A 15991-nucleotide genomic window follows, 5' to 3' on the forward strand; every position below is an offset into this window, starting at 1 on the left:
AGATTGATAAAACACGAGCTTATCCACATTTTTTGTTCACAAGCCCGTTGATAACTTGCGGAAAAGCAGGGCAAGTGGCTGATTCGACAGGGAAGAATGGGGGCGCGCGAAAGTTGAGCCACGCGTGGGAAAACGCCGTCTGGCGGGGGTTTCGCGGAAGTTCGTTATCCACAGAATTTGTTTGCAAGCCAGTGGACAACTCGCGGATAGCTTTCTCAAGTCCTTGATCGGACAGAGAAAAAGGGTGGCGCGCATTTGCTGCGCGCCGTCGAGCGTCTTGCGATACCCCAATTTCGCATGGCCCACGCGGGCGCACGCGGCGAGAGGTTATCCACAGAAAATGTTCACAACCCGGTGAATAACACGTCGATATCCACGATAGGTCATTGACGCGAAACGACTTCTTCGGCGAGCGTCAGGTTCGATCAGCCCGTGCTTCGGGCTTGGGCCGTTACGCGAAAAATCGGCCATTCGAACTTTTGCAACGGCGACGAGGTCTAGAAAGATTGGAATGCCGGTCACGAAGCGCGTCGGGGCGACGTCCCAAGCTCGCGGCGTGCCGTTTGCCGGCACCATGCCGACGACCGTGATCGACACGTTTCTTGCAACACGACAAGCTCAACCATGAATACGAACCCCCGACGCACCGGGCGGCTCGCGCCATCGATTCGACTCGCACCGCCTGCCTCGCCCTCAAGAATTTCTCCCTCGTCTGGCCGCCACACGTTTGTCGCGCTGGGTGCGGCGTTGACGTTGTTGTCACCGCTGGCAGCCCATGCCGACGACGCCCCGAGTGGCATCTCGACGTGGACCGGCGCCATCGTCGATGAAGTGCGCGACGTTGCCACGCAAGGTGCGAGCGACCTCTACGTACCGCTGCATACCCATCACCTGCGCTTCGCCTACACGAGCGAAAAGATCGCCCAGTACAACGAAAACCCGTGGGGACTCGGCTACGGACGTGTGTTGTCCGACGGCGATAAGGGGTCGCGAATGCTGTACGCCATGGCGTTCAAGGACTCGCATAACGACTGGTCGCCGATGGCCGGCTACGGCCGCATCTGGAACATCGCCAACGCCGGGCCCGTGCGTTTCGGGCTCGGCTATACGGTCTTTCTGATGTCGCGCTCGGACACGCTCGGCGGCGTGCCTTTCCCCGGCGCGCTGCCCCTCGCCGAAATCGGCGTGGGGCGCGCCTCGGTCTCGACCACCTATGTGCCCGGCGGCAAGGGCAACGGCAACGTGCTGTTCTTCTTCGGTCGTTATACGTTCGGCAAGCCGGGTTGATCGTCGGACGTTGACCGGCCGCTCGCGTTCACCGGCCCGAGCGCCGCCTCATCGTGATCGCCGGCAGCAGATTCGGGCGCGGTGCGTGTGCACCATGCCCCGAACCCCGCGATGTAGCCGTACGCCAGCGCAGGCACGAGGAACGACAGCGCGATCCCCACACCATCGGCCAGCGCCCCCTGCAGATAGGGCAATACGGCCCCGCCGACGATTGCCATGCAGATCAGCCCGCCCCCCTCGCTTACACGCGCCCCCAGTCCGCCCACCGACAGCGAGAAGATCGTCGGAAACATGATGGCGTTGCCGAGGCCGCACGCCAGCAGCGCCGCCATCGCCAACGACGCTGGCAGCGCGAGCGACGCGAGAATCAGCACCACGTTGTAGATCGCGCAAAGACTCAGCAGCCGCCCGGGCGACACCTTGCGCAACAGCCACGCGCCCACGAATCGCCCCGCCATCGCTCCACCCCAATACAGCGCCAGATACCGGCTTGCCTGCGCATGGTCGACGATGCCCGTGCCCGCTTGTGTCAGATAGGCGATCAGGAAACTGCCGATACTGACTTCCGCGCCAACATAAAGAAACAGCGCCACGATGCCGTAACGCAAGGGACGGTGTGACAACAGACTGCGCACGTTGCCGAGCACGCTCGGTGGCGACACGCGGCGCGCACGGTGTTCCGGCGGCGTCAGCCGCCAGAGCACCCCGCCGCCGATGGCCAGCACCGCCGCCAGCAGGCCATAGGGGCCGCGCACACTGTCTACGGCGTGGCCGGTTGCGGACTGCGCCTGCGGCGCGAGGATCCAGAGCGCGGCGAGCGGCGGTCCGACGGTGGTGCCCAGCGAATTGAACGCCTGCACCAACGTGAGCCGGCTCGCCGCCGCCCCGCGCGTGCCCAACGTCTCGACGTAGGCGTTCACCGCGACTTGCAGCAACGTGATACCACTCGCCAACACAAAAAGCGCGGCGAGAAAGCAGGGATAGGACATGAGTGCGGCGGCAGGGAAGAACAGCGCGCAGCCGACGCCGGCCAACCACAACGAACTGGCCAGCGCGCGACGGTAACCGACGCGTGCGGTGTATTGCCCCGCCGGGTACGACACGACGAAATACGCGGCGAAGAAACTCGATTGAATCAGGGCCGCGTCGCGAAAGGTCAGGTCGAACGCGGCCTTGAAGTGAGGCACCAGAATGTCGTTCAGCGACGTAATGAGCCCCATGGCGAAGAAGAGCGTCGCGAGCATGGCCAGCACGCGATTCGCGGAAGGCATAGGGGCGGCGGGGAATTCGTTGGGCGAGGGAATATCAGGCAGACCAGGGGCATTCGTGCGATCGACAACCATGCATGTCTCCAGTGGACAACGAGCGGTGTTCTCGTTGAGAGCGGGGGCCGGGCATTAGCAGTCTAGAACGCGTTCTCGATGTCGGGACACGGGCGAAATCTCATAATTGCGCAACACCGGGATGGCATGTGATGCGGCTTCGCGTCTCCGAGTCCCCCTACGTTTCGCGACTTTCGACACTTGTCAGCCGACAACTTTTGATCGACTATCCGCGGCATAACGATTGCCGCCACATTCGGAGAAACATCATGCGGGGTTTGGCTTCCATGAGCATCGCGACGGCGTGGCTCGTCGCGGGCATATTCGGCCTCGCCGGCCAGGGGTACGCGCAGTCCGGCGGCGCATCGCGTGCGCCGGCCGCCGCGTGTGACTGTGCCCAGGTCGTCGCCGACTGTTCGGCCTCCGTGTCGGTGATTCCGATACGTGCGGTCAACGGCGCCTTCTCCGCCGACGTCATGCTGCAAACGGACGCCCCGTCGTGCGCCAAGGTCGATTACCGGCTAGACGACACGCCGTACGTCACGGTGCTGCCCGACGGCGCCGCAGGCGGCCAGCGCCTCTACGCCACGCGTGCGCTGACGCGCAACAGCGTGTCGCACCTGTCGTGTCATGTGTGCGCGGCGGCATCGGCACCGGTGCCGAACGACGGCCTGTCTCCCGGTATGGCCCGTGTCGACGGCGCCCCCGGCACCTACAGCGCGGCGCCCGCCGGCAGCGCTGGCACAGTGACCACTGCCGCCTCGACTGCGACTACCGCTACGACTGACACCACGACCTCCACGACCGTGTACACGCCGCCGATGCCGTCGGGCACAGCGGCGCAACCGGGCGCAGCCGCCCCCTTGCTCGTGGTGAATCCGTCCGGGCACTGGCGCGGTCTGTGCACGAATGCGCCGCCGTGGTGGAAGCCTTGGGGCTCGCCGATGACGCGTCTGATGGCGCTCGCGCTCAATGGCGCGCAGGTCACGGGCAGTGTCGACGATGTCGAGCCGAACGTTCACACCACGGTGCAGGGCACACTGTCGGGCGACCGTCTGCAACTCGCCGGCAGCTACGGCGCGAAGCACGACATCACGTTCGGCGCGAATGGCACCACGCTGACCGATGCCTGGTGCAACGGCGACGGTCGCTGCGAAACCTGCGAAATGCAGCGTTTTTAAGGCTTTGCGGGCCATCGACGTCGACGGCGGCGCGAGGCATGCGCACCAAAATCGCGCAAAAAAAGTGCCGAAGGCCGCACGAAATTCGAGAGGCAAATTCTCCAACGCGAGGACGGATCGCCACGTTGTCGATGAAACGAAGCGAAATGCGGCGCGCTTCCCCGCTCAGCCTTGTGCGGCAGGCACGCAACATAATTCGCGCACGGCTCGCACAACGCGATTTCTTAGGTAGAATCGTCGGCGCAGCAATACGTATCATTCGGGTGGCCGTTCTACGACGGCACTTTCTTATTCTCATCGATTGGATCGATATGGCAACGGCAAAGAAAGCAGCAGCAAAGAAGGCCCCTGTGGCAAAGAAAGCCCCGGCAGCGAAGAAGGCGCCGGTAGCGAAAAAGGCAGCACCGAAGGCCGCCCCGAAGGCAGCCGTGAAGGCCGCTCCGAAGGCAGCCGCCAACGGCAAGGTGTCGCCGATCAAGGACGCACTCAACAAGACCCAGCTCGCAGCCCACCTCGCCGAGCAATCGGCAGTCGCCGTGAAGGAAGTCAAGGCAGTGCTGGCCGCGCTCGAGAACACCATCGTCAGCTCGCTGCACAAGAAGGGTGTTGGCGAATTCACGCTGCACGGCCTGTTCAAGGTCACGTCGCAACAAATCGCCGCCAAGGCGAAGCGTTTCGGCAAGGACCCGTTCACGGGCCAAGAGCGCTGGTTCCCCGCCAAGCCGGCGTCGGTGCGCGTGAAGGTTCGCCCGCTGAAGAAGGTCAAGGACGCCGCCCAGTAAGTCCAGCGCTCGCGCCGCCGTGGCATCCACGACAGCGCGATTTGCCAGGACCGGGCAAGCAGTGCCTGAACACGGTGCCGAATTTCGGCACCGTTTTTTTCGTCTTCATCTTCCCGTCTCGTGCACGCCGAGACACTGATTTCGTCGTCCTCATCACTGTCTCGACACGGCGCCGCTCGTGCGGGACTCAGGGTTTTCGCTGGGGTTTGTGCGGAGTGGACGCGTCTTGTACCGCCCGCTACCATCGCTCGGGTTAACCGTCAGACGGCCGCGAGACGTTCGCCTCGCACCCGACCTCAGCATTCTGGTAACGCCTTCGCAGCCTCAGGAGACCCAGCATGACTCGCAAGTTATCGCGTCACCCTGCGCAAGTTCGGCATTCCCATTCCTTTACGCATCCGGCCAGCCGGCCAAACGTTCCCGTCACCCCCGACCTTCGCTCGCGTCGCGGCTTTCTCACCGCGCTCGGCGTGGCGGCCATGCCGGCCGGTTTCGTCGGATCGCTCGGCGGCACCCTGGGCGGCCTGCTCACGAGCACCCTGACGCTGTTTTCCACGCCTGCCCACGCGCAAACTGTGGCCGACATCAGGAAGAAGGGCACGCTCAACGTCGGCATGCTCATCGACTTTCCGCCGTACGGCACGACGAACGCGCAGATGCAGCCTGACGGCTACGACGCCGACGTGGCAAAACTGCTGGCGAAGGATCTGGGGGTCAAGGTCAACATCATGCCGGTGACGGGACCGAACCGGATTCCCTATCTGCTCAGCGGCAAGGTCGATGTGCTGGTCGCGTCGCTCGCCATCACGCCGGAGCGCGCCAAGCAGGTGCAGTTCTCCAAACCCTACGCCGCCGCGACCATCGTGCTGCTCGGCAAGACCGGCGCGCCCATCAAGTCCGCCGCCGATCTGAAGGGCTTGCGAGTGAGCGTCGCGCGGGCGAGTACCCAGGACATGGCCGTTACGAAGACGGCGCCCGAAGGCACCGAGATCCGTCGATTCGACGATGACGCGTCCGCGATGCAGGCGCTGCTCACCGGGCAGGTCGATGCCATCGGTTGCTCGGTGACGGTCGCGAACGCGATTCGTCAGCGAGCACCGGGCCAGTTCGAGCCGAAGTTCAATTTGCTGCAGCAGGCGATGGGCATCGCCTTGCGTCCCAATCAGCCGGAACTGCTCGCGGCGATCAACGACTTCGTCACGCGCAATACAGCCAACGGCGAGCTGAACAAGCGCTATCGCAAGTGGCTCGGCACCGATCTGCCGCACATGCCATAAGCACCGCCGCCCCCGGCGCTGAGCGCGCTGGGGCGCTTGCTTCCCCAGCAATTGTCCGACCGCGCCCGTGCCGACTCCGGCACGGCGCCAACCTATCGAAATGCACATTTCGATCCAATCTCCGCACCTCGCGAAGCCCTCCCGTAATACTCCGTAATTCCCTGCCGTCCCCCGCCCCACGGTCATCCCCCGCCCTTCCGACGTGATCTTCACAAAAATAGCTTTGCTTTCGATGCAATTTAGATATATCGTAAACACGTCTTAACTACATCGATAAGGAGTCGCATCATGCGTGGATCACGTGGCGATTTCATGGGCCGAGGCCCGCTGGACCTGGACAACATGGAGGTTGGCGACGACCGGCGCGGTGGGCGCCATGGACGGCGCGGCAGTGGCGAGGGATACGGTGACGCCCGCTTCGGACGCGGCGACGAAGGGCGCGGCGAACGCGGCGGCAGGGGCGGACGTGGCGGCGGCCGCCTCTTCGGTCATGGGGGCTTGCGGCTCGTGCTGCTGCACCTGATCGCGCAGCAACCCCGCCACGGTTACGAACTCATCAAAGCCATCGAGGAGAGTGTGAACGGCACGTACAGCCCGAGCGCGGGTGTGGTCTACCCGACGCTCACGCTGCTCGAAGAAATGGGCTATCTCCGTGTGCAGGAGAACACGGGCGACAGCCAACGGAAGTCTTACGAAATCACCGATACCGGCCGCGTCTATCTGGCGGAAAACGAGGTCGCGGTCACGGAACTGCTCGCACGGCTGACTACGCGCCGTGAGCGTTCGGAAGACATGCCGCCGCAGGTCATGCGCGCGCTGCACAACTTCAAATACGCCGTGCATCTGCGCCTGGGCGGCGAGCCGCTCTCGACCGAGCAGGCCAACGCATTCGCCGCCATTCTCGACGCGGCGGCGCAACAACTGGAGCGACTTTGATGAGAGATAACGCAGCACCGCCCGTCATCCCCGATCGCACACCGCAACGCGTGCGCCACGAACTTCGCCTGCGTCGGCTGGAAGTCCGTCACGTCGAACAGCTCACGCCGCACATGCTGCGCGTGACCCTGGGTGGCGACGATCTCGAAGGCTTCACCAGCCCCGGCTTCGATGACCACGTCAAACTGTTCTTCCCCGACCCGGCGACCGGCGAACTGGTGCTCCCGCAGCCCGGCGCGCAAGGGGTCGCCGAGCCCGCGCCCGGCGACGCACCACGACTGATGCGCGATTACACGCCGCGCCGGTACGACGCGGCGTCGCAAACCCTGGTAATCGATTTTGCGATGCACGACTCCGGCCCCGCCACGCAGTGGGCGCGCTCGGCTCAACCGGGTGACGGCATCGGTGTGGGCGGTCCACGCGGCTCGCTCGTCATTCCCACGACCTTTGACGGCTATGTCCTGATCGGCGACGACACGGCGCTGCCCGCGATCTCGCGGCGTCTGGCCGAATTGCCGGCCGGCGCACTGGCGTTCGTCTTCGCCGAAATCGACAGTCCAGCCGACCGCCTGCGCTTCGCCAGCGATGCCGACGTCGTGGTCGAATGGCTCTATCGCGAAGGCACGCCGGCCGGTCAAAGCACCGCGCTGATCGACGCGCTCTGCGTGGCCACGCTACCCGCTGGGGATGTGCATGCCTGGGTCGCGGCCGAGGCCGGCGTGGCGAAGGCCGTGCGTCGCCATCTCGTCGACGCGCGCGGGCTCAACCCGAAATGGGTGAAGGCGGCCGCCTACTGGCGACGCGGCGACGCCGCCGTGCACGAGACGCTGGACGACTGAGCTCGGAGGCCGCGTGTATGCTTTCTATCCCCCGCAGACGAGAGAACGCTCGGCACCGATGAATACGCCCCTGCTACCCGATACGAATCTATTTGCCGGCCTGCCGTCGCCTCCGGACCCGGCCGCAGCCGAGCAGTTCACTACGCTGCTTGCGCACCCCGGGATGCGTGTCGAGCGCATCGTCTCGACCGGACAGGCGTCTCCCCCAGGCTTCTGGTACGACCAGGCGCAGCACGAATGGGTCGTGCTGCTCACGGGCGGTGCGGGCTTGGCCTTCGCCGACACGCCCGGGCAGACACTCGTACTGAAGCCCGGCGACGCCGTCGCGATTGCCGCGCATCGCCAGCATCGTGTCGCCTGGACGACACCGGGCGAAACCACCGTCTGGCTGGCGATTCACTACGATTGACGACGTCCGCCGCGTTCCCCTTTGGAGAAATTCCCTGCCGTCTTTCGGAATTGCCTGATAGAAATGCCTGGAACAAATTCCGACTATGGAAACGCGTCCCGGGGATGTCGAATCTCGGCACCCGAAGGGCGGTTCACCCAAAAGGGGGTACGACGACATGGAGCAACGCAAACGACACGACGGCTTCGAGCGTTGGGCAGCGGGCGCGACGGCGCGTCAGGCGGCGCGCGATGATGCTCGCTGGCGCGTGTTTCGGGCACCAGAGCAGGCCGACTTTCACGGGTTTGTCGTCTGGTGTTACACGCAGGGTGTGTTTCTCGGTCAGGAATTCGATCGGCGCACCGACACCATCACGCACTGCTATGTGCGTAACGGTGCTTGGGCCGTGCAGTTCGATTCATTTGGGGAGGCGTGTGAACGTGCCTTCGACATTCATGCGCCAACGCTGATTCTGTACGCACCGGAGCGCAACGGCAGCGTCTTCATCACCAGTACCGAGCAGTAGGCCGCACGACGCGCCGACGTCTTCGGCGATGGGATGGCACCGGCCGGCGAAACGCCGCCCGGTGCTTTCTTCCGTGCTTGCCAGCCTAGCCGCGACAGCAGGCGTGTACGACTGTCGGGTCGGATCAGGCGTAGTGGCGGATGTCGTCGATTTCAGTCTGACCGAAATCGTCGCGCTCGGTCAGCGCCAGAATGCGCTGCGCCACCGCATCCGGCGACGACAGCTTGCCGCTGGCCTTGAGGTCCTGAAAACGCGCCAGCGCCGGAAAACTCTCCACGCTGCTACCGCGAATCGTCTCTTGCATGCCGGTATCGACCACACCGGGCGCGAGCGATACGGCCTGAACGCCGTGCTCGCGATGCTCCGCGTTGACCACCCGCGTGTACATGTCCAGTGCGGCCTTGGTGGCGCAGTACACCGACCAGCCGGCGGTCGGATTGCGGCCTGCACCCGACGAAATGTTCACGATCTGTCGCTTGGCCGCGAGTCCCTGCGTAGCGGCGAGAAAGCACGCCGTGAGCAGCATGACGGCGGTGACGTTCAGGGCGAAGGCCGCGCCAATGGCCGCCGGGTCCGTGAGGGCCGCGGCATTCGCGACCGGATTGACCGTGCCCGCATTATTGATCAGCAGGTATCGCGAGGCATCGCGCGGGAGTGCCGCGAAGATGCGCTCGGCGACCTGCGCTGCGGCATTGGCATCGGCCAGATCGACGGCCACTTGTTCAAGCGTCGCGCCTTGCGCGCTGGCCAGCGCCGCAAGGTCGTCGTCCGTGCGACGGGCCAGCGTCACGAGATGGGTGCCGGGGGCGAGCAGACCGCGCGCGAGCGCCGCGCCGAGACCACGGGATGCGCCGGTCAGAATGGCAATCGTTTGGGACATGGGGAATTGTGCGGTCGTATTAAGCCGCAGCATGAGACGAACAAGCCCGTCATTATCCGCGCATCGTCCCGGCCCCGCTATCCCGACGACACGTCGATTTTCCGTCGACCCGACGCCCGCTGCCTGAAATGCGAAATGAGGTATTGCGGAATATAATCACAATCAAAATGCGCCGGTGATTGCAAGTGTAGAAACGCATTCGGTGAGACGCGCGCAACGCTCGGTAAGCAGGGGCAGTGCAAGCATTGCGCACGCGTCGGTGTCCTGAATCGCCATGGTTGTCGCGGTCGGTCCAGCGCGTTGCCTGCGCTGCACGGTACCGCCTTATGGGTATATATTTCCCCCTCATGGAAACGATACCGAGAACTATTCCGGCGCCGGATGTTGCGCCAGCCACAAGCAAAACCGCACGCCCGGTGCCACCGCGCCCGCGCCAATACGATGCGCGGCTTGCGCGCTGGATGGTGACGCCGCTGGTCGACACGCGGGTCACGCCGAACCACCTCACGACGCTGCGCCTGATCGTCGGCCTCGCCTGCGCGTGGGCATTCGCGCAGGGCGGCTATGCGATGGCCAACCTGGGCGCCGTGCTGCTCGTCCTGTCGAACTTCATCGATCATACGGATGGCGAACTGGCGCGCGTCAGCGGCAAGACGAGCCGTCTCGGTCACTTCTACGATCTCGCGTCCGACGCCTTCGTCACGGTGCTGCTGTTTGGCGGTATCGGCATGGGCGTGGCGGCCGGTGCCCCGGGGCAATATGCCGTGCCGCTGCCACTGTCTGCCTCGGTGCTCGGCTGGATGGCCGGGGTTGCCGTCGCCCTGATCTTCTTCCTGCGCATGCGCATCGAGGAACGTGTCGGCAAGGCCGGCACGACACAAGCGCGCGTCGGCGGGTTCGAGACGGAAGACGTGCTTTACCTGATGCCGCTCGTCACGCTGTTCGACGGCACGCGCGGCTTCCTGATCGCCGCTGCCATCGGCGCGCCGCTCTTCGCGCTGCTGGTCATCGTCGACTACGTGCGCGCAATGCGCCGCCCGCTGCCGGTGGAGATGAGCGATGCGCTCCAACGGTCGGCTGCCGCCCCGGCAGGCGCTGCGGAGCCGGCCGCGCCGCCAGCGCGCACGGCTTTCACGGCAGATGCCGACATCGAACGGGCGCTGGACGTCATCGACGTCGACGCGCTCACGCGCGAATTCAAATCGCAGGACGCCTTCGTCTATCTCGAGACGTTCCTGCCCGACGCCGTCATGCAACCGTTGATCGCTGCCGCCCGCGCGGTGACACCGAACGTGAACCGTAACTACCTGCCCGGTCACAAGCAGGGGGGCAGCGTGAGCCGCCACACGCTCGACGAGCACGCCCCGTTCGTGGCCGAGTTGTACCGCTCGCCGGCGCTGATGCGCTTCCTGGAGCGTCTGGCTGGCGAGAAGCTGCTGCCGTCGCCGCAGGACGACCCGCACGCCTATGCGCTTTACTACTACACGCGTCCTGGCGATCACATCGGCTGGCATTACGACACGTCCTACTACAAGGGCCGCCGCTACACGCTGTTGCTGGGTGTAGTGGATCAATCGAGCTGCCTGCTCGAATACCGTCTTCACACGCGCAACCCCGGCGTGCCGCAAGTCGATGGTGCCGTCGCGTATCCGCCGGGCGCGCTGGTGTTCTTCGACGGCGACAAACTGCATCACCGCATCACACCGCTCGGCGAGAACGAGGAGCGCATCTCGCTCACGTTCGAGTACGTGACCGACGCGCGCATGGGCGCGTGGCAGCGCTTCATCTCGAACATGAAAGACGCGGTCGCCTATTTTGGATTCCGGCAAGTGTTTCGTCAGCTATTGGGACGGACGAAACGCTAAATGAACCGGACTGCCATCGTCTCTCTCACCCTTGGCTTCGCCCTTTTCGTCGCCCTGTTGATCTGGCAGGGCACGGGATCGGTGATGTCCACGCTGGCCGTCGCCGGCTGGGGCCTCCTGCCTGTCGCCGCGTTTCACCTCGTGCCGCTGCTGCTCGACGCCGCCGCCATCCAGGTGCTGGTCGCCAAATCGTGCTCGCTGCGCCGCGCCACGCTCACCCGCTGGGTGGGCGAGTCGGTCAACAGCCTGTTGCCCGCCGGACAGATCGGCGGGCCGATCGCGATGGTGCGCCAGATGAAGCAGCGCGGAATGGCCGGGCGCGAAGCCGCGGCGGCCATCACGGTCAGTACGACGCTGCAAGCCGTGGCGCAGATTGTGTTTGCGCTCCTGGGACTGGCCGTTTTCGGCATCAGCGCCACGCACCGCTCCGATGACAGCCTATGGCTGCCGATGCTGCTCGCCACCGCGCTTATCTCCGCTCTGCTCTATGCGTTTTACGCGGCGCAGCGGCGCGGCCTCTTCGGCTGGGCGTTTCGCCTGCTCTCGAAGCTGTCGTCCAAGCGCGACTGGTCGTCGCTGCTCGACCGGGCCGACGCCGTCGACGACATCGTGCAACGCATGTACGGCCAGCGCCGTGAGGTGCTCGCAAGCTTCTCGCTCAGTCTCGTGGGCTGGATCGTCGGCACCGGGGAGGTCTGGTTGATTCTGCAGTGCATCGGGTACCCGGTAAGCTGGGTCGACGCCCTGCTGCTCGAAAGCCTCGGGCAGGCCATTCGCGGCGCCGCGTTCTTCGTGCCGGGCTCACTCGGCGTGCAGGAAGGCGGGTACCTGCTGCTCGCCCCGCTCGTGGGTCTGCCGGCCGACGCCGCGCTGGCCCTCTCGCTGGCCAAGCGTACGCGCGAGCTGCTGCTCGGCGTGCCCGGCCTCGTCTATCTGCATTTCTCCGAACGCGGCTGGCGCCGTCAGCGGGCCGCGCAAGACAGCGCGTCGCTGCCTGCCGCCACCGATACCGCACCGCTTTAAAGAAGGATATCGACCATGCGGGCCATCATTCTCGCAGCAGGCATGGGCCTGCGTTTGCTCCAGCCGGAAGACAAGCAGTCGCCCAAGTGCCTGCTCGAGTTCGACGGTATGTCGTTGCTGGAGCGCCACTTGCGCATGCTGGCCGCGGCCGGCATCACCGACGTCGTGTTGGCGCTCGGCTTCCATCACGAGCAAGTGAGCGAGGCCATCGAGCGGCTGAACTGGACGCCGCGTCCGCAGATCCGTCTCAATTCCGAGTTTCATCTGGGCAGCGTGCTGACGCTGCACACCGCCGCCGACGCCATGACAGCGGGAGGGGACGTACTCGTCATGGATGCCGACGTGCTCTACGACCAACGTATCTTCAACGCCCTGGTCGCGGGCAAGACGGCAAACCGCCTGCTCATCGACCGCGACTTCGAGGTCGGTGACGAGCCGGTCAAGCTGTGCCTGCGCAACGGAGTGCCGGTCGAGTTGCGCAAGCAGGTCATGGTCGGTCTCGACTACGACACCGTCGGCGAATCGGTCGGCTTCTTCCGGTTCAACGAAGCGACGGCCACGCGCCTTGCGGAAATCACGCGCGATTACGTCGAATCGGGTCGCGCCAAGCTGCCGCACGAGGAAGCCGTGCGCGATTTGCTGCTCGAGCGCGGCGCGCAATTTGAAACAGCCGACGTCACCGGCTTCCCCTGGATCGAAATCGACTACCCTGAAGATGTGAAGCGCGCCGCCGACCAGGTGCTGCCACAACTCGAACCGCTCACGATGGTGTCCGAATGAACGCGCCCGACACATTCGCTCCTCCGCCGGTCGCGACCCGTGCGTCGCAACTGCGCGACATGCTGCGCAGCCCGCAGCTCGAATTCCTGATGGAAGCCCACAACGGCCTGTCCGCGCGCATCGTGCGCGAAGCCGGTTTCAAGGGCATCTGGGCGTCCGGACTCGCGATTTCGGCGCAGTTCGGCGTGCGCGACAACAACGAGGCGAGTTGGACGCAGGTGGTCGACAACCTCGAATTCATGGCCGACGCCAGCCAGTTGCCCATCCTGCTCGACGGCGACACCGGCTACGGCAACTTCAACAACATGCGCCGCCTCGTGCGCAAGCTCGAGCAACGCGGCGTGGCCGGCGTGTGCATCGAAGACAAGGTCTTTCCGAAGACCAACAGCTTCATCGGCGGCGAACGCCAGCCACTCGCCGATATCGACGAGTTCTGCGGCAAGATCAAGGCCGGCAAAGACTCGCAGGCCGACGACGACTTCTCCATCGTGGCGCGCGTTGAAGCGCTGATCGCCGGCTGGGGTATGGAAGAGGCGCTGCGCCGCGCCGAAGCCTATCGCCAGGCGGGGGCGGACGCCATCCTGATTCACAGCAAGCTGAGCCGTGCCGACGAGATCGTGCAGTTCGCCCGGGAGTGGGGCCGCCGCTGCCCGCTCGTGATCGTGCCGACCAAGTACTACAGCACGCCGACCGACGTGTTTCGCGAAGCGGGCATCAGCGTCGCCATCTGGGCGAATCACCTGATTCGCTCGGCCACGTCGGCCATGCAGGCCGTGGCGGCCGAGATCCACCGCAGCGAGACGCTCGTCAACGTCGAAGACCGCATCGCGACCGTCGACGAGATCTTCCGCCTGCAGGACACCGCCGAATACAGCGAAGCCGAGGACCGCTACCTGTCGGCCGCGAACGGGCCGTGCTCGGCGATCGTGCTGGCCGCGAGCCGTGGCAAGAACCTCGAGAGCGTGACGACCGACCGCCCGAAGGTGATGCTTCCCGTGGCGGGCAAGCCGTTGCTGCGTTGGCTGGTCGACGGCTTCAAGAAGCAGAACGTGAACGACATCACCGTCGTGGGCGGCTATCGCGCCGACGCGATCGACACGGCGGGCATCACGCTCGCGATCAACGAGCGTTACGCCGAGACCGGCGAACTTGCTTCGCTCGCGCGCGTGGCGAACGCCTTCGCGCACGACACGGTCGTGTCGTACGGCGACCTGCTGTTCCGCAGCTACATCGTGCGCGATCTGGTCGAGAGCGAGGCCGACTTCACGGTGGCGGTCGACTCAACGGCGGCGACAACCGCGCAGGCGGCCAACGCCAGCGTGCGCGACTTCGCCTATTGCTCAGCCGGCGACGATCGCGGCCTGTTCGGCCAGCGCGTACTGCTGGAGACGATCAGCCCCGACGCTGCGCACGCCGGGCGTGCGCCCAATGGCCGCTGGATCGGCTTGCTGGGGGTGCGAGGCGATGACGCCCGCGCGCGGTTGCTGCGCGTCTTCGCGGCCCTGCAGGCCCGCGCGGACTTCGACCGGCTCGGCATGCCCGACCTGATCAACGCCCTCGCCGCCGACGGCGCCAGCATCGAAGTGCAATACGTGCACGGCCACTGGCGCGGGGTGAACGACATGGACGAATTCCGCCACGCGGCCGACTTCGCGCATGGCCAGACGCCGTTGGGCGGCGCCGCGACGGAGACCCCGCATGATTGAGGCCGGACAGTTCGTCGAAGCCGCACGCCAGCACGGCTTCACGTGGTACACCGGTGTGCCGTGCTCGTTCCTCACGCCGTTCATCAACTATGTGCTGCAGGATCCGACGCTGCACTACCTGTCGGCCGCCAACGAAGGCGACGCGGTCGCCATCGCCGCCGGGGCGACGCTCGGTGAAGGCCATGGCGCTCGCGCGGTCACGATGATGCAGAACTCGGGCCTGGGCAACGCCGTGAGCCCGCTGACCTCGCTCACGTGGACCTTCCGACTGCCGCAGTTGCTGATCGTGACGTGGCGCGGTCAGCCGGGCATTACCGATGAGCCGCAACACGCGCTCATGGGCCCGATCACGCCCGCGATGCTCGACCTGATGGAAGTCCCCTGGGAGTTGTTCCCGACCGAACCCGAGGCCATTGCGCCGGCGCTGGCGCGTGCCGTTCATCACATGGACGAGACCGGTCGCCCCTATGCGCTCGTGATGCAAAAGGGCAGCGTCGCACCCTTCCCGCTACAACCGGCCGAGCGCCCCGCGCGTCCGGCGCAACCCGCCCCGGTATCGCTCATGCGAGACGTCACGCCGGCCGAGTTGCCCACGCGTCGCGACGCCCTGGCGCGCATCATCGCCCGGACGCCGCTCGAAGGCACCGTCGTGCTCGCGTCGACCGGCTTTTGCGGACGCGAACTCTACGCGCTCGACGACCGCGCCAACCAGCTCTACATGGTCGGGTCGATGGGATGCGTGACGACATTGGCCCTGGGCCTCGCGTTGTCGCGTCCCGACCTGCGCGTGGTCGCGCTCGACGGCGACGGCGCCGCGCTGATGCGCATGGGTGCGTTCGCGACGTTGGGCGCTTACGGCCCGTCGAATCTCGTGCATCTGCTGCTCGACAACGCGTCGCACGACTCGACCGGCGCACAGGCCACGGTCTCGCCAACGGTCTCGTTCGCGGGCGTCGCGGCGGCCAGCGGCTACGCGCTCGCGCTCGAAGGCGACACGCTGGACGTCATCGAAGCCTTGTTCGACGCCCCCGCCGCCCGCCTGAACGACGGCCCGCGCTTCGCTTGTCTGAGCATGCGTCCGGGAACGCCTGACGGGCTGCCACGCCCGAAAGTCACGCCCGAAGCGGTCAAGTCGCGCTTGATGGACCACATTGCACAACGCGCGCAGACTTCTGCCTGAGCGTCCCCCCCTTTCAAAA

15 protein-coding genes and 1 pseudogene are annotated in these 15991 nt (G+C 65.4%); 14 read left to right on the forward strand and 2 right to left on the reverse strand.

All coding sequences use genetic code 11. From position 1 onward, the window contains the following. Positions 1–624 precede the first annotated feature (624 nt). Positions 625–1287 (forward strand): lipid IV(A) palmitoyltransferase PagP, encoded by a 663-nt coding sequence (gene pagP, locus PCE31107_RS12930; protein ID WP_150608879.1) that lies wholly within the window; start codon positions 625–627, stop codon positions 1285–1287. Here pagP and PCE31107_RS12935 read toward each other — a convergent pair. Beyond that, positions 1263–2630: a sugar MFS transporter gene (locus tag PCE31107_RS12935; protein ID WP_217425200.1), complete on the reverse strand. Its 1368-nt coding sequence runs from the start codon at positions 2628–2630 to the stop codon at positions 1263–1265. The two genes, pagP and PCE31107_RS12935, sit on opposite strands and share 25 nt — an antisense overlap. A 248-nt stretch (positions 2631–2878) precedes the next feature. Here PCE31107_RS12935 and PCE31107_RS12940 point away from each other — a divergent pair, with 248 nt between their 5' ends. The 7 genes from PCE31107_RS12940 to PCE31107_RS12970 all read left to right on the forward strand — a co-directional run bounded on the left by PCE31107_RS12940 (position 2879) and on the right by PCE31107_RS12970 (position 8538). Beyond that, positions 2879–3790, forward strand: coding sequence for a hypothetical protein (locus tag PCE31107_RS12940; protein WP_150608881.1), 912 nt, complete (start codon positions 2879–2881; stop codon positions 3788–3790). 311 nt (positions 3791–4101) lie between these two features. Further along, entirely contained in the window at positions 4102–4572 is a 471-nt protein-coding gene (locus PCE31107_RS23930; protein WP_017233739.1) for an HU family DNA-binding protein, read from the forward strand. Between the two features lie 479 nt (positions 4573–5051). Further along, positions 5052–5849: a transporter substrate-binding domain-containing protein gene (locus tag PCE31107_RS12950; RefSeq protein ID WP_130027766.1), complete on the forward strand. Its 798-nt coding sequence runs from the start codon at positions 5052–5054 to the stop codon at positions 5847–5849. A 288-nt stretch (positions 5850–6137) separates the two neighbouring features. Beyond that, positions 6138–6785 (forward strand): PadR family transcriptional regulator, encoded by a 648-nt coding sequence (locus PCE31107_RS12955; RefSeq protein WP_150608883.1) that lies wholly within the window; start codon positions 6138–6140, stop codon positions 6783–6785. Next, entirely contained in the window at positions 6785–7624 is an 840-nt protein-coding gene (locus tag PCE31107_RS12960) for a siderophore-interacting protein (RefSeq protein ID WP_150608885.1), read from the forward strand. The genes PCE31107_RS12955 and PCE31107_RS12960 overlap by 1 nt, the downstream gene beginning before the upstream one ends. A 58-nt stretch (positions 7625–7682) precedes the next feature. Then, on the forward strand, positions 7683–8033 hold the full coding sequence (locus PCE31107_RS12965) for a cupin domain-containing protein (RefSeq protein ID WP_130025333.1): 351 nt from the start codon (positions 7683–7685) through the stop codon (positions 8031–8033). A 157-nt stretch (positions 8034–8190) separates the two neighbouring features. Then, entirely contained in the window at positions 8191–8538 is a 348-nt protein-coding gene (locus PCE31107_RS12970; protein WP_130025332.1) for a hypothetical protein, read from the forward strand. A 124-nt stretch (positions 8539–8662) separates the two neighbouring features. Here PCE31107_RS12970 and PCE31107_RS12975 read toward each other — a convergent pair whose 3' ends face one another. Next, positions 8663–9418 (reverse strand): SDR family oxidoreductase, encoded by a 756-nt coding sequence (locus tag PCE31107_RS12975; protein WP_150608887.1) that lies wholly within the window; start codon positions 9416–9418, stop codon positions 8663–8665. A gap of 461 nt (positions 9419–9879) precedes the next feature. On the opposite strand from PCE31107_RS12975, the pseudogene PCE31107_RS23860 reads away from it, so the two are divergent. From PCE31107_RS23860 to aepY, 6 genes and pseudogenes are all read left to right on the forward strand, one after another. Beyond that, positions 9880–10455: pseudogene (locus tag PCE31107_RS23860) on the forward strand (CDP-alcohol phosphatidyltransferase family protein); the annotation flags it as partial. A gap of 15 nt (positions 10456–10470) precedes the next feature. After that, positions 10471–11283 carry a HalD/BesD family halogenase gene (locus PCE31107_RS12980; protein ID WP_425494728.1) on the forward strand — a complete coding sequence of 271 codons (813 nt, stop codon included), beginning with the start codon at positions 10471–10473 and terminating at the stop codon, positions 11281–11283. Beyond that, positions 11284–12306: a flippase-like domain-containing protein gene (locus tag PCE31107_RS12985; RefSeq protein ID WP_150608889.1), complete on the forward strand. Its 1023-nt coding sequence runs from the start codon at positions 11284–11286 to the stop codon at positions 12304–12306. Positions 12307–12321: 15 nt separating this feature from the next. After that, entirely contained in the window at positions 12322–13086 is a 765-nt protein-coding gene (locus tag PCE31107_RS12990) for a phosphocholine cytidylyltransferase family protein (RefSeq protein WP_017233748.1), read from the forward strand. Continuing rightward, a complete protein-coding gene (aepX, locus tag PCE31107_RS12995) occupies positions 13083–14792 on the forward strand; it encodes a phosphoenolpyruvate mutase (RefSeq protein WP_150608891.1) in 1710 nt (569 codons plus the stop codon). Before PCE31107_RS12990 ends, aepX begins: the two co-directional genes overlap by 4 nt. Further along, the gene (aepY, locus tag PCE31107_RS13000) at positions 14785–15972 is read left to right on the forward strand and encodes a phosphonopyruvate decarboxylase (RefSeq protein WP_150608893.1); all 1188 of its coding nucleotides are present in this window, start codon (positions 14785–14787) and stop codon (positions 15970–15972) included. The genes aepX and aepY overlap by 8 nt, the downstream gene beginning before the upstream one ends. The last annotated feature ends 19 nt before the right edge of the window (positions 15973–15991 follow it).

Origin of the sequence: Pandoraea cepalis (assembly GCF_902459625.1) — a bacterium.
Taxonomy (GTDB): Bacteria; Pseudomonadota; Gammaproteobacteria; order Burkholderiales; family Burkholderiaceae; genus Pandoraea; species Pandoraea cepalis.

Bases quoted from the DNA above. Each gene is read 5' to 3' on its own strand.
- pagP (WP_150608879.1), top strand. From the start codon at position 625: ATGAATACGAACCCCCGACGCACCGGGCGGCTCGCGCCATCGATTCGA.
- PCE31107_RS12935 (WP_217425200.1), bottom strand. From the start codon at position 2,630: ATGGTTGTCGATCGCACGAATGCCCCTGGTCTGCCTGATATTCCCTCG.
- PCE31107_RS12940 (WP_150608881.1), top strand. From the start codon at position 2,879: ATGCGGGGTTTGGCTTCCATGAGCATCGCGACGGCGTGGCTCGTCGCG.
- PCE31107_RS23930 (WP_017233739.1), top strand. From the start codon at position 4,102: ATGGCAACGGCAAAGAAAGCAGCAGCAAAGAAGGCCCCTGTGGCAAAG.
- PCE31107_RS12950 (WP_130027766.1), top strand. From the start codon at position 5,052: ATGCCGGCCGGTTTCGTCGGATCGCTCGGCGGCACCCTGGGCGGCCTG.
- PCE31107_RS12955 (WP_150608883.1), top strand. From the start codon at position 6,138: ATGCGTGGATCACGTGGCGATTTCATGGGCCGAGGCCCGCTGGACCTG.
- PCE31107_RS12960 (WP_150608885.1), top strand. From the start codon at position 6,785: ATGAGAGATAACGCAGCACCGCCCGTCATCCCCGATCGCACACCGCAA.
- PCE31107_RS12965 (WP_130025333.1), top strand. From the start codon at position 7,683: ATGAATACGCCCCTGCTACCCGATACGAATCTATTTGCCGGCCTGCCG.
- PCE31107_RS12970 (WP_130025332.1), top strand. From the start codon at position 8,191: ATGGAGCAACGCAAACGACACGACGGCTTCGAGCGTTGGGCAGCGGGC.
- PCE31107_RS12975 (WP_150608887.1), bottom strand. From the start codon at position 9,418: ATGTCCCAAACGATTGCCATTCTGACCGGCGCATCCCGTGGTCTCGGC.
- PCE31107_RS12980 (WP_425494728.1), top strand. From the start codon at position 10,471: ATGAGCGATGCGCTCCAACGGTCGGCTGCCGCCCCGGCAGGCGCTGCG.
- PCE31107_RS12985 (WP_150608889.1), top strand. From the start codon at position 11,284: ATGAACCGGACTGCCATCGTCTCTCTCACCCTTGGCTTCGCCCTTTTC.
- PCE31107_RS12990 (WP_017233748.1), top strand. From the start codon at position 12,322: ATGCGGGCCATCATTCTCGCAGCAGGCATGGGCCTGCGTTTGCTCCAG.
- aepX (WP_150608891.1), top strand. From the start codon at position 13,083: ATGAACGCGCCCGACACATTCGCTCCTCCGCCGGTCGCGACCCGTGCG.
- aepY (WP_150608893.1), top strand. From the start codon at position 14,785: ATGATTGAGGCCGGACAGTTCGTCGAAGCCGCACGCCAGCACGGCTTC.